This is a genomic window from Herbiconiux liangxiaofengii (genome assembly GCF_041927335.1).
Lineage (GTDB): Bacteria > Actinomycetota > Actinomycetes > Actinomycetales > Microbacteriaceae > Herbiconiux > Herbiconiux liangxiaofengii.
Map to the genome: position 1 here is coordinate 19,388 of NZ_JBHFHD010000007.1, position 12,482 is coordinate 31,869.

Genomic DNA, 12,482 nt, shown 5'->3' on the forward strand with positions numbered 1-12,482 from the left:
GGCGGGTGCGCGACGTGCGCGCCGCACCCGCCGTCAGCGCAGGTCGGCCGACGCGCCCACGATCTCCTCGCGCACGCGGCGGAGGTCTTCCAGCAGCGAGCCGATCAGGATCCAGTGCTGCACGTCGGGCACGAAGGCCTGCAACGGCGCCGTGAGCGCGGGTTCTTGTTCGAGGGACTCGGTGCCGTGCACCGGCTCGACGTGCTCGAGCACGAGCCGCAGATCGTGGGCCGCCCGGCGCAGCTCCTCGGCGATGGCGAGCGAGGTCGCGTCATCCGGGAGCGACGCATCGAAGTGATCGATCAGCGCCCTCGCCATGCCGAGCACCCGGTTGGTGACCACCCCGAGCCGGGTGAGCAGCTCGTCGTCGGTCGCGAGCGCCTCGCGGTTGGCCGAACGGCGCGGGTTGAAGCGCAGGCTCTCGTCGGCCGCTTCGACGGCCTTCTGGGCCTTGGCCTGCATGGGCCGGAGCAGCCTGGCCTCCACGAGCATGCCGGTGCGGAAGGCCTCGTCGGTGGGAGCGCTCAGCACGGTCGCGAGCGAGTCCATGGTGGCGGCGATCTCACGCCCCAGCGCGGTGACGGCATCGTGCGCCGGCTGCAGCGCGACGGGAGGGACGATGACCCAGTTCACCACCACGCCGATCACGGCACCGATGATGGTCTCGACGATGCGCTCGAACGCGTACCCGGGGGTCTGCGCCCCGATCGAGAGCACGAGCATGGCGCTGATAGGGATCTGCACCGTGGACGACTGGGGGAACCGCAGGGCCCAGCCGACCAGCAGTGACAGCACGATGGCGAGCAGGATGAGCCAGCTCGGCGCCCCGAAGACCAGCGACACCAGGTAGGCGACCACCACGCCCACGATCACGCCGATCGACCGCTCGACGGCCCGGCTCAGCGACTGGTTGACGCTCGGCTGCACCACGATGATGGCCGCGATGGCACCGAACACCGGTGGCTCGTCGGCCGCCACCAGGCTGCACACGATCCAGGCGACGACGGCGGCCGCCGCCGTCTTCAGCACCTGCAGCAACGGGGTGCGGGCGGAGGCCTGGAAGGCCCGCGCCGGTGCGAGGGATGCCCGGGCCGCGGCGGCCCAGCGGCCGGTACGGGGCTGGTCGGCAGTCACCCTCTCACAGTAGCCGGAGCATCCGGAGCCCGATGATCGAGCGGATGCCGCCGACTCAGAACGCGGTCGGCACGCTGCCGGTGGGCACGTTCTTCGCCGGGTCGACGACCTTCACGGCCACCGGGGTGCGCTGGCGGTGCTCGCCGAAGACCCAGACGCGGTAGAGCACGAACCGGAAGAGCGAGCCGAGCGCGAGGCCGATCACGTTGCCGGAGATGTTGTCGGCCAGCAGCGAGGTGAAGCCCATGAGGTAGTGCGAGACCCACAGGCAGGCCAGGCCGATGCCCGTGCCGATGACGCTGACGACGAAGAACTCGACGCTCTCGCGCAGCATGTCGGCGCGGCGGCGGTGGCGGAACGTCCAGTAGCGGTTGCCCAGCCAGTTCACCATGATGGCCAACGACGCCGAGATGAGCTTGGCGATGATGGGGCCCTCGTGCACGTTCGAGGAGTTCAGGACGGTGACCACGAGCAGGTTGAACACGGTCAGATCGACGACGAAGCCGAGTCCGCCCACCATGCCGAAGCGGAGGAACTCCATCATGAGCGTTCGAAGCTTCGAACGCGCGTCGGGGGTGCTGCTCATGGAAGATCTACCGTTTCTGATGTTCGTTGACCGAAGAGAACATTCTGTATCTTCCGGGCCAATGCTGAGCGTAACTGGGGAAAATGAACGGAAAGCGACGATACGCTTCTGAGCGCTCCCTCCAGGTGGGGCCCGATTGATTGAAGGACCTGTGGCCAAAACCATCGTCGTGATACCGACATACAACGAGATCGCCTCCATCGAACGCGTGATCGAGCGCATCCACGCGACCGTCTCCGACGGCCACGTCCTGGTGGTGGACGACAACTCCCCCGACGGCACCGGCCGCCTCGCGGACCGGCTCGCCGCCGCCGATTCCCGTGTGCACGTGCTGCACCGTACGGAGAAGAACGGCCTCGGGGCCGCCTACGGCGCGGGCTTCAGCTGGGCGCTGGAGAACGGCTACGACTACATCGTCGAGATGGACGCCGACGGCTCGCACCAGCCCGAGGAGCTGCCACGCCTGATCGGCCTCCTCGACAGCGGCGACGACATGGCGATCGGCACACGCTGGGTCGAGGGCGGCACCATCGTGAACTGGCCGCTGCACCGCAAGCTCATCTCGAAGGCGGGCACCTTCTACTCCCGCATCATGCTCCGCTCGCGCCTGCACGACCTCACCAGCGGCTACCGCGGTTTCCGTGCCGACGCCCTGCGAACGGTCGACTTCACCAGTGTGAACTCTCAGGGTTACTGCTTCCAGATCGAGATGGCGTGGCAGTTCGAGCGCTCGGGCGGCCGTATCGGCGAGTTCCCGATCACCTTCATCGAGCGCGCCGAGGGCGTGTCGAAGATGTCGACCGGCATCGTGGTCGAGGCGCTCACCAAGGTGACGCTCTGGGGTCTGTCGGGCGTCGTGGGCCGCGCCCCCGCCCGGCTGCCGCTGGCCGCCACCGCGGGCCGCTGAGCAGGATCCGCGAACGGGCCCCGACGGGGCCGCTGAACGGAATATCCGTCGCGCCCAGGCGTTGATGGTAGAACTAACACAAGTAACGTGCTCCGGGGTCAGTGAGATTCTGAACCGGCGGTGACAGTCCGCGAACTCCGAGGTCGCTCGAAAGGCGGCGTCGGGGTTGATCCGGTGGAATTCCGGAACCGACGGTGATGGCGAGGTCGTAAGGCCCCGTCTAGTCCGGATGAGAGGCAGCACGGGCGGTTCGCGATGCGCGCCGCCGGCGCTTCGCGCGCATCCCCGGAGACCGTCAGACGACGAGGACCGGATGAGCGAAGCCCCGAACACGCAGAGCGCCGAGAGCGCTGCGATGCGTCGCGCCCTCAGTCTCGCGCTCGGCGGTCCGCGGCACGGCGTGAACCCGCAGGTGGGCTGCGTCCTGCTCGACGCCGACGGCACCGTGCTGGCCGAGGGCCGGCACGAGGGCGCGGGCACGCCGCACGCCGAAGTGGCGGCGCTCACCGCCCTCGCGGGCTCCCACGGAGCCTCGGCCGCCCGCGGGGCCACCGCGGTGGTCACCCTCGAGCCCTGCGACCACCAGGGCCGCACCGGCCCCTGCAGCACCGCGCTGATCGAAGCGGGCGTCAGCCGCGTGGTGTACGCCGTGGCCGACCCCGGGGTCGCGTCGGCGGGCGGCGGCGAACGGATGCGCGCGGCCGGCATCGAGGTCGTCAGCGGCATCGAGGCCCCGGCCGTCGAAGAGGCCATCCGCCCGTGGCTCACGGCGATGCGCCTGCGCCGCCCGTTCGTGACGGTGAAGTGGGCCGCGAGCCTGGACGGTCGTGCCGCCGCCGAAGACGGCACCAGCCAGTGGATCACCGGGCCGGCCGCCCGCGCCGACGTGCACCTCAGGCGGAGCGAGGCCGACGCCATCGTGGTGGGCACGGGAACCGTGCTCGCCGACGATCCGGCGTTGACCGCCCGCGACGCCGGCGGCGGGTTGCTGCCGCATCAGCCCGCACCGGTGGTGCTGGGCCGCCGGGCCGTGCCCGACGATGCGCGCGTGCTCGCGCATCCGCTCGCCCTGCGCCGCTACGACGGCCCGGATCTCGACGCCGTGCTCGCCGACCTGTTCGCCCACGAGGTGCGGTCGGTGTTCGTGGAGGGCGGCCCGGCCCTCGCGAGCTCGTTCGTGGCCGCCGGCCTCGCCGACGAGCTGGTGGTATACCTCGCGCCCACCCTGCTCGGCGGCCCGCACCTCGCACTGGGCGAGGTCGGCGTGGGCACCATCGGGGCCCAGCGGCGGCTCGACCTCATCGACATCACCCGGCTCGGCGACGATCTGCGCATCGTCGCCCGCCCGCAGGACACCACGGCGGCCGCCAGCGGCGCCACGAAGGAGTAGACCGATGTTCACCGGAATCATCGAGGAACTGGGCGAGATCACCGCCCTGGAGCACACCAGCGACGCCGCCGTGATCACCGTGCGCGCACCGCTCGCCGTGAGCGACGCGAAGCACGGCGACTCGATCTCTGTGTCGGGGGTGTGCCTGACCGTGATCGACCGCACCGCCGACGGCTTCCGGGCCGACGTGATGGCGCAGACCCTGCGGATGAGCACCCTCGGCGACCTCGAGGCCGGCGCCCGGGTGAACCTGGAGCGGGCCGCCCGCGTGGGCGACCGCCTCGGCGGCCACATCGTTCAGGGACACGTGGACGGGACCGCCGAGGTGCTCGCCGTGACCCCCGGCGAGGCCTGGAGCGTGCTGCGGTTCTCGCTGCCCGACGATCTCGCCGCGCTGGTGGTGGACAAGGGCTCCATCTCGGTGTCGGGCGTCTCACTGACCGTGTCGTCGGTGTCGCCGCCCGGGGCGACGGAGGCCTGGTTCGAGGTGTCGCTCATTCCCGAGACGCTCAGCGCCACCACACTGGGCGCCCTCGCCGTGGGCGACCGGGTGAACCTCGAGACCGACGTGCTCGCCCGCCACGTCGAACGCCTGGTGGCCGTCGGACGGAGCGCATCATGACCATCTCGTTCTCCCCCATGGACGAGGTGCTCGCGGCACTCCGTGAGGGCAAGCCGGTCATCGTCTCCGACGCCGCCGACCGCGAGAACGAGGGCGACGCCATCATGTCGGCCGCCCACGCCTCCCCGGAGTGGATCGCCTGGATGGTGCGCAGCACCTCCGGGTACCTCTGCGCCCCCATGCCGGGTGCGCTCGCCGACCGGCTCGCGCTGCCCCTGATGGTGGTGAACAACGAGGACACCCGGCGCACGGCCTACACGATCACGGTCGACGCCGCCTCGGGCATCACCACCGGCATCGACGCGCACGACCGGGCACGCACGCTCAACCTGCTCGCCGACCCGGCGTCCACGCCCGCCAGCTTCATCCGGCCGGGCCACGTCGTGCCGCTCCGCGCGGTCGACGGCGGGGTGCGGCAGCGTCCGGGCCACACCGAGGCCGCGGTGGATCTGATGCGCCTGGCCGGGCTGGCTCCGGTGGGCGTGATCGGCGAGATGATGTCGCACGACGGCTCCGCCATGAAACTGCTCGAGCTGCACGAGGTGGCCGAGCGCGACGGGCTGCCCATCACCACCATCGCCCTGCTGGTCGAGCACCTGAACGGGCTCGACCGCAGCGAGCAGACTCCGGATGCCCCGCCGCTCCGCGTCACCCCGGATGCCCCGCCGCTGCGCGTCGAGGAGGCCGCGCGGGTCGACCTCGTGCCGGGTGCCGACGAGACCCCGCGGGTGCAGTTCGAGGTGGAGACCACGGTGCCCACCACCCACGGCTCGCTGCGGATGCGCGCGTACCGCGACCTCCTCACCGGCGCCGACCACGTGGCCATCGTGTCGGGCGACCTCGCCGACCCGCGGGGTCCGATCGTTCGGGTGCACTCGGAGTGCCTCACGGGCGAGGCGTTCGGCTCGCTCAAGTGCGAGTGCGGGCCCCAGCTCGACGCCGCCCTGGACCGGATCGCCGTGGACGGCGGCGCCGTGATCTACCTGCGCGGCCACGAGGGACGCGGGATCGGGCTGATCAACAAGCTCCGCGCCTACCGGCTGCAGGAGGACGGGTTGGACACCCTCGACGCCAACGTGGCCCTCGGCCTGCCCGCGGATGCACGGGACTACGGGGCCGCTGTGGCGATCCTGGGCGACCTGGGGGCTCCGCGCATCCGGTTGCTCACGAACAACCCCGACAAGGTCGCCCAGCTCGAGGCGCACGGCATCGAGGTGGCCGAGCGCGAGCCGCTGATCGTGGGCGTCGGCGACTTCAACCAGAACTACCTTGACACCAAACGCGACCGAATGGGACACGTGCTGCCCTCGGTCGGCCACTGACCGACGCCAACCGAACCACCCGAGAGGACACGCCATGAGCGGAGCAGGAGCACCCGAAGCGAACCACGAGCTCGACGGATCGGGGCTGAAGATCACCATCGTCGCGGGCACCTGGCACACCGAGATCACCGACGGCCTGCTGGCCGGGGCGCGCGCGACCCTCGAGCGGGCCGGCGTGACGGTGAGCGAGGTGCGCGTGCCCGGCAGCTTCGAGCTGCCCGTGGTGACGAAGGCCGTGCTGGAGGCGGGAGCCGACGCGGTGGTGGCGCTCGGCGTGATCATCCGCGGCGGCACTCCGCACTTCGAGTACGTGTCGGATGCGGCCACCTCGGGGCTGACCCAGGTGAGCATCCTCACCGGCAAGCCCGTGGGGTTCGGGCTGCTCACCCTCGACGACGAGCAGCAGGGCCTCGACCGGGCCGGGCTCCCCGGCTCGAAGGAGGACAAGGGCACCGAGGCCGCCGAGGCCGCCATCGTGACCGCGCTGGCCCTGAGGGCCATCCGGGGATAGCTGTACTGCTAGGGGGTGGGCTGGGCGCCGACCCAGGAGACCGAGGCGGCGGCGGCCGCCGAGGCCCCCTGCATGGCGGCCTCGGCCTCGAGACCGGCGGCGAGCGCCGCGGCCAGCGTGCCGCAGTAGCAGTCACCGGCGCCCGTGGTGTCGACCACCGCGGCGACCGGGGCGGCGGCGACCTCCACGTCGCCCCAGCGCGAGCCGCGCGACCCCAGCGTCACCAGTACCGAACGGGGTTCGCGCCCGTCGGCCGCGAGCTGCTCGTTCTCGTGCTCGTTCACCACCACGGGGTCGGCGAGGTCGAGCACGTCGGCCGGCAGCGTGGCGTAGGGCGCCAGGTTCAGGATGACGCGGGCCCCGCGGGCGGCGGCGAGGCGCACGGCCTCGGCCACCACCTCGAGTGACACCTCGAGCGACACCAGCAGCACGTCGCCGGGTGCCAGGGAGTGCAGGGGGGCCAGATCGGCGACGGCCACGCGCGCGTTCGCACCGGGCGACACGATGATGGTGTTCTCGCCCCGGGCGTCGACCGCGATGGCAGCATGCCCCGTGGACACGCCCGCGGTGCGCGCCACGTGGGTGGTGTCGATGTCGAACTCGGCGAGGCGGCGCAGGTACGAGTCGCCGGCGGCGTCGTCGCCCACCCGGCCCACGAAGCCCACCCGCGCACCCGCGCGGGCCGCGGCGACGGCCTGGTTCGCGCCCTTGCCGCCGAAGTGCTCGACGAGGTCTCCCCCGAGCAGCGTCTCGCCCGGCCGGGGGTGACGCTCGACCTCGACGGTCGAGTCGATGTTCAGCGAACCGAGAACCAGCACTGCGCCCACGCGGGCCTCCTTCACAAGACGTACCCCAGCATCCTATTCGCGGCGTAAAATGGCCCTTCGCGAGCGAACCTCGCCCCCTGCCGACGTCGGTCCTGCAGCGCCCGACCGGCGCTCGCTCCGGGCCTAGAAAACTCCACAGCCTTCTGAGAGACCTCCATGTCATCCACCACACTCGACGCGCCCAGCGCAACGCCTGCGAACACGAGGGGCCGCGTCATCCTGGCGAGCCTCATCGGCACGTCGATCGAGTTCTACGACTTCTACGTCTACGCCACTGCAGCGGTGCTGGTGTTCCCGACGTTGTTCTTCGCCAACTCCGACCCCACCATCTCGCTCCTGTCGTCGTTCGCCGTGTTCGGGGTGGCCTTCGTGGCCCGCCCCGTGGGTTCGATCGTGTTCGGCCACTTCGGCGACCGCATCGGCCGCAAGCGCACCCTCGTGGCGTCGCTGCTCACGATGGGCATCGCCACCGTGCTGATCGGCGCACTGCCCACCGGCCAGACGCCGGGCTGGGAGATCCTGGCCCCCGGGTTCCTGGTGCTGTTCCGCTTCTGTCAGGGCCTCGGTCTCGGTGGCGAGTGGTCGGGAGCAGCCCTGCTCGCCACCGAGAACGCCCCGGCCGGCCGACGCGCGATCTACGGCACCTTCCCGCAGCTCGGCGCCCCGATCGGGTTCATCATCGCGAACGTGGTGTTCCTCATCCTGAGCACCACGCTCTCGACGGAGGCCTTCCTCGCCTGGGGCTGGCGCGTGCCGTTCCTCGCGAGCGCCGTGCTGGTGATCATCGGCCTGTACGTGCGGTTCAAGCTCGTCGAGACGCCGTCGTTCCAGAAGGTGGTGGAGAAGGGCGAGGTGGCGAAGCTGCCCCTGGCCCGCGTGTTCAAGTCGAGCTGGCGGCCGCTCATCCTCGGCACGTTCATCATGCTCGCCACCTACGTGCTGTTCTACCTGATGACCACGTTCACGCTCACCTTCGGCACCACCGCCTCGTCGGTCGCGAACGCCCAGGCTGCGGCCGAAGCCGCCGGCAAGCCGTTCGACGCCGCGAACTTCGTGCCCGGGCTCGGTTACGGGCGCAACGAGTTCCTCATCATGCTCGTGGTCGGCTGCGTGTTCTTCGGCATCTTCACCCTGGTCTCCGGCCCCTTGGCCGAGCGTTTCGGCCGCCGCATGACCCTCATCTGGACCACCATCGCCATCGCCGCCTTCGGCCTGCTCTTCGTGCCGCTGTTCGCCGGCGGCTTCGTGGGCGTGATGACCCTGCTCATCGTGGGCTTCACCCTGATGGGCCTCACCTTCGGCCCGATGGGATCGCAGCTGCCGGAGCTCTTCCCGGCGAACGTGCGCTACACCGGCTCGGCCATCAGCTACAACGTCGCCTCGATCCTCGGTGCCGCGGTGGCGCCGTTCATCGCGGTGGCGCTCTGGCAGGCCGCCGACGGCTCTCCCGCCCTCGTGGGCAACTACCTCTCGCTGATGGCGCTGATCACCCTCGGTGCGCTCATCATCAGCACGGAGACCCGCGACAAGGAGTTCGACACTCGCCTCAGCTGAGACGGGGCGGGGAATCAGGCGGGGGAACGCTCCGGCGCCCTCAGCGGGCGTGCGGCGAACACGGATAGAAAGAAGACCATGTCCCGAACCTCCTCCGCGCGCGGTCGCGGCCGCAGCCGCACGCCCGACGACGGGCCCCGAGCCCGCTTCAGTCAGTTACTGCCGTTCCTGCTGGAGCACAAGAAGGTGCTCGGCGTCGTGGTGGCCCTGAGCATCGTGGGCGCGGCCGCGAGCCTCGCCCAGCCGCTGCTGGTGAGCCAGGTGATCACCGTGGTGCAGGACGGCCGCTCGCTGGACATGCTGGTGTGGGCCCTGATCGGGCTCGTCGTGGTGTCGGGGCTGATCAGCGGCTTCCAGCACTACCTGCTGCAGCGCACCGGTACCTCGGTGGTGCTCTCGGCCCGCCGTCAGCTGGTGCGCCGGATGCTGCGCCTGCCGATCAGCGAGTTCGACACCCGGCGCACCGGCGACCTGGTGTCGCGCGTCGGCTCCGACACCACGCTGCTCTACGCGGTGATCACCCAGGGCCTCGTCGATGCGGTCGGCGGCTCGCTGGTGTTCGTGGGCGCCCTGATCGCCATGCTCATCATCGACCCGGTGCTGCTCGGGCTGACCGTGCTCGTCATCGCCGCATCCGTCGTCACGGTGGTGTCGATCTCGGGCCGCGTGCGGGTGGCCAGCCGCAAGCAGCAGGAGAAGGTGGGCGACCTGGCGGCGGCCGTGGAGCGCTCGATCAGCGCCATCCGCACGGTGCGCGCCTCGAACGCCACCGAGCGCGAGATCGCGGCCGTGGAGAAGGATGCGCAGGGCGCCTGGGAGATGGGCGTCAAGGTCGCGAAGATCTCGGCTCTCGTGGTGCCGATCGCCGGCATCGCGCTGCAGGTGTCGTTCCTCGTGGTGCTCGGGGTGGGCGGGTTCCGGGTGGCGTCGGGGGCGATCACCATCGCGAGCCTGGTGTCGTTCATCCTGTTCCTGTTCATGATGATCATGCCGTTGGGGCAGGCCTTCGGGGCCATCAACTCGGTGAACCAGGCACTCGGTGCACTCGGCCGCATCCAGGAGATCGTCGACCTGCCGGTCGAGGGGCAGGACGACCGGGCCCTCGCCGCGAAGGCCGCTCCGGGGGCGGCCTCGGCCGACGCACCCGCCATCGAGTTCGACGACGTGCACTTCGCCTACGCGGCGGCACGGCCCGTGGAGCCGGCTCAGGCGGTGGCAGCCGGTGACGACGCGGCCGCAGCCGCATCAGCTGCCGGCGCTGCCGGCGCGGTCGACCCCGTCACCGACGGCCCCGCCGCCGTGCCCGGGGTGCTGCACGGCGTGTCCTTCGCCGCCGAGCGCGGCCGTCGCACCGCCATCGTCGGCCCCTCCGGGGCCGGCAAGTCCACGATCCTCGCACTGATCGAGCGGTTCTACGACCCGGCGTCCGGCGCCGTGCGCTTCGGCGGCGTCGACGTGCGCCGTCTCGATCGCGACGAGCTGCGCGCCCAGATCGGCTACGTGGAGCAGGACGCTCCCGTGCTCGCCGGAACCCTGCGGCAGAACCTGTTGCTCGCCACCCCCGACGCCACCGACGAGCAGTGCATCCGGGTGCTGCACGAGGTGAACCTCGGCGAGGTGCTCGAGCGGTCTCCCGAGGGTCTCGACGCAGCGGTGGGCGAAGACGGCGTGATGCTCTCGGGCGGCGAACGCCAACGGCTGGCCATCGCGCGCGCACTGCTCGCAGCTCCCCCGGTGCTGCTCCTGGACGAGTCGACCTCGTCGCTCGACGGCCTGAACGAGCAGATGCTGCGTGAGGCCATCGACGCCGTGGCCGAGAACCGCACGCTGATCGTGATCGCGCACCGGTTGTCGACGGTGGTCGACTCCGACCAGATCGTGGTGGTCGACCACGGCCGTGTGATCGGCGTCGGCACGCACTCCGAACTCGTGGCCTCGACGCCGCTCTACCGCGACCTCGCGAAGCACCAGCTGCTGGTCTGACCCCCGCCTGCCGGCTGCTCAGCGGCGCCGGTAGGCGGACCGGGGCGCGTCGAGTCCGAGCCCCTGCTCTTCGAAGGCGTGCACGATGGTGCCGTCGGGGTCGAACTGCCAGCCGATGATCCGCCACCCCCGGGTGCTCACCGTCACCGTCACGTCGCCCACGGTGCCGGTGCTCGGGAGATCGACGGGGCCCTCGAAGTACCAGCAGACCGCGTCGCGGAGTTCTTCAGGGGTGGAGATGACGAGCCCATCGGTGGTTCGGTATTCGAACGAGTCGATGGGTCGGTCATCGAAGATGCGACGCTTGTCGCCGAAGAGAACCGCTCGGTAGGGTGCGAGTTCGTCTGCGCTCTGCTGACTCGCTCTGGTGAGCATCCCGGAAGCGGCAGCGAACAGGGTGGCCATCCTCGCGCCGAGATCTCGCACGGTGATCGGCGCACCGTCGAGGATCAGCACGTGGCCCGACGCGGTTTCGGGCACCGATGCGTGCAGGTCGTCGTAGCCGCCCTTCTCTCTGAGGAGTGCCTCAGCGGCCATGACCTGGCTCTGGTCGAACGGCGCCTGGGCGGTGACGACGTCGTCTTCCCAGGTCATGATGAGCCGCTCGGCGCGATCGAGGAACGCGGTGAGCTTCGCTGTCGCCTCGGGGTCGAGCGCTGCGGCGTCGGGTTCCGGCGGTTCGGTTCGGAGCGCATAGACGTGATCGATCGTCAGCTCGTTCGCGGCCGAGACGGGATCGCCGTACACGGGCGCGGTGACGGCGCCGTGGGGGCCGTCGAGGTCACCGTCGATGATGGCCTCGGTCGGGATGGCCGAGCCGGTCCACGGGTCTGCTTCCACGACCTCGGGCGCGACGATCCGGCCCGCGTGGATCGTGAGGGGGACGGTCCTGGTCACGACGTTGTCTCGGACGAGCTTGATCTCGTAGGGGCCGTCGTGAGCATCCAGCAGGTACCAGTCACCGCCCCACCCGCTGGCGGCGAGGTTGTTCCACCCGCGGACGACGTCGAACGTGGCGACGATGACGTGGCCGACGACGGTCCCGTCGTTGGCGGTGAACGCTTGGCGGCTCTCGACCAGGGAGGCGCGAGCGATGCGGGTGCCGTCGTGGAAGCAGTGGGCCTCGAGCCGATGGACGTCGACGTCTCCCTTGAGGTAGGTCGTGATGACCAGCGGAGGGGCGTCGGGTTCGTCGATCGTGTCGAGACTGATCAGAGCTCGGGTGAGGCGCCAATCTTCATTCACGGCGAACCGGTGGTCGCCGTCGAGCTGGGTGACCGCCAGGGCGCCCTCGTGCAGCAGCACCCCCACTCCGTCGAGCTCGGAGACCAGCCGCAGCGTGAACGGCGCCGTACCTGCCACATCGATGTCGTCGTCGATCTGGCGACGCAGCTCGACGGTGGCGGTCTGCCCCTCGGTCAACTCGGGTGCCTGGGTGCGTTCTTCGAACCACGCTGCACCGTCGGGTCTGGCCATGGCCCAGACCACGTCGGCGCCGGCAGGGGCCGGACCGGACAGCACCACGGTCAGCCGAGGGCTCCACCCCTCGGGCCGGTAACCGCCGGCCGTGCCGACCCCTGCTCTGAGCTCATGTTTGATGATCGTCACCATTGAGCAATCGTCATCTATCGCGGGGCTGGGCGCAA

11 protein-coding genes and 1 riboswitch are annotated in these 12,482 nt (G+C 70.6%); of the genes, 7 read left to right on the forward strand and 4 right to left on the reverse strand.

The annotated features are described in order from the left end of the window. Nucleotides 1-33: 33 nt before the first annotated feature. Together ACEXOR_RS05750 and ACEXOR_RS05755 are read right to left on the reverse strand one after the other, a co-directional pair. Complete coding sequence (locus ACEXOR_RS05750) at nucleotides 34-1,134, reverse strand: FUSC family protein (protein WP_374848464.1); 1,101 nt, start codon at nucleotides 1,132-1,134, stop codon at nucleotides 34-36. A 55-nt stretch (nucleotides 1,135-1,189) separates the two neighbouring features. Then, entirely contained in the window at nucleotides 1,190-1,720 is a 531-nt protein-coding gene (locus ACEXOR_RS05755) for a GtrA family protein (protein ID WP_374848465.1), read from the reverse strand. 151 nt (nucleotides 1,721-1,871) lie between these two features. Between ACEXOR_RS05755 and ACEXOR_RS05760 the strand changes: the two genes are divergently transcribed. The 5 genes from ACEXOR_RS05760 to ribH all read left to right on the forward strand — a co-directional run bounded on the left by ACEXOR_RS05760 (nucleotide 1,872) and on the right by ribH (nucleotide 6,472). Then, nucleotides 1,872-2,627 carry a polyprenol monophosphomannose synthase gene (locus ACEXOR_RS05760; RefSeq protein WP_374848467.1) on the forward strand — a complete coding sequence of 252 codons (756 nt, stop codon included), beginning with the start codon at nucleotides 1,872-1,874 and terminating at the stop codon, nucleotides 2,625-2,627. An 84-nt stretch (nucleotides 2,628-2,711) separates the two neighbouring features. Further along, nucleotides 2,712-2,873, forward strand: a riboswitch (FMN riboswitch). Between the two features lie 67 nt (nucleotides 2,874-2,940). Next, nucleotides 2,941-4,017 (forward strand): bifunctional diaminohydroxyphosphoribosylaminopyrimidine deaminase/5-amino-6-(5-phosphoribosylamino)uracil reductase RibD, encoded by a 1,077-nt coding sequence (gene ribD / locus ACEXOR_RS05765; protein WP_374848468.1) that lies wholly within the window; start codon nucleotides 2,941-2,943, stop codon nucleotides 4,015-4,017. 4 nt (nucleotides 4,018-4,021) lie between these two features. Then, a complete protein-coding gene (locus tag ACEXOR_RS05770; RefSeq protein ID WP_374848469.1) occupies nucleotides 4,022-4,639 on the forward strand; it encodes a riboflavin synthase in 618 nt (205 codons plus the stop codon). A 2-nt stretch (nucleotides 4,640-4,641) separates the two neighbouring features. Further along, nucleotides 4,642-5,961 carry a GTP cyclohydrolase II gene (gene ribA / locus ACEXOR_RS05775; RefSeq protein ID WP_374848621.1) on the forward strand — a complete coding sequence of 440 codons (1,320 nt, stop codon included), beginning with the start codon at nucleotides 4,642-4,644 and terminating at the stop codon, nucleotides 5,959-5,961. Between the two features lie 34 nt (nucleotides 5,962-5,995). Continuing rightward, nucleotides 5,996-6,472, forward strand: coding sequence for a 6,7-dimethyl-8-ribityllumazine synthase (ribH, locus tag ACEXOR_RS05780; RefSeq protein ID WP_374848470.1), 477 nt, complete (start codon nucleotides 5,996-5,998; stop codon nucleotides 6,470-6,472). A gap of 8 nt (nucleotides 6,473-6,480) precedes the next feature. Here ribH and ACEXOR_RS05785 read toward each other — a convergent pair whose 3' ends face one another. Further along, complete coding sequence (locus ACEXOR_RS05785; RefSeq protein WP_374848471.1) at nucleotides 6,481-7,299, reverse strand: ribokinase; 819 nt, start codon at nucleotides 7,297-7,299, stop codon at nucleotides 6,481-6,483. A gap of 156 nt (nucleotides 7,300-7,455) precedes the next feature. Here ACEXOR_RS05785 and ACEXOR_RS05790 point away from each other — a divergent pair, with 156 nt between their 5' ends. Continuing rightward, nucleotides 7,456-8,853: an MFS transporter gene (locus tag ACEXOR_RS05790; protein WP_374848472.1), complete on the forward strand. Its 1,398-nt coding sequence runs from the start codon at nucleotides 7,456-7,458 to the stop codon at nucleotides 8,851-8,853. 78 nt (nucleotides 8,854-8,931) lie between these two features. Then, nucleotides 8,932-10,836, forward strand: coding sequence for an ABC transporter ATP-binding protein (locus ACEXOR_RS05795; RefSeq protein WP_374848473.1), 1,905 nt, complete (start codon nucleotides 8,932-8,934; stop codon nucleotides 10,834-10,836). An 18-nt stretch (nucleotides 10,837-10,854) separates the two neighbouring features. Here the strand turns inward: ACEXOR_RS05795 and ACEXOR_RS05800 are convergent, their stop codons facing one another. Beyond that, nucleotides 10,855-12,447: a hypothetical protein gene (locus tag ACEXOR_RS05800; protein WP_374848474.1), complete on the reverse strand. Its 1,593-nt coding sequence runs from the start codon at nucleotides 12,445-12,447 to the stop codon at nucleotides 10,855-10,857. Nucleotides 12,448-12,482 lie beyond the last annotated feature (35 nt).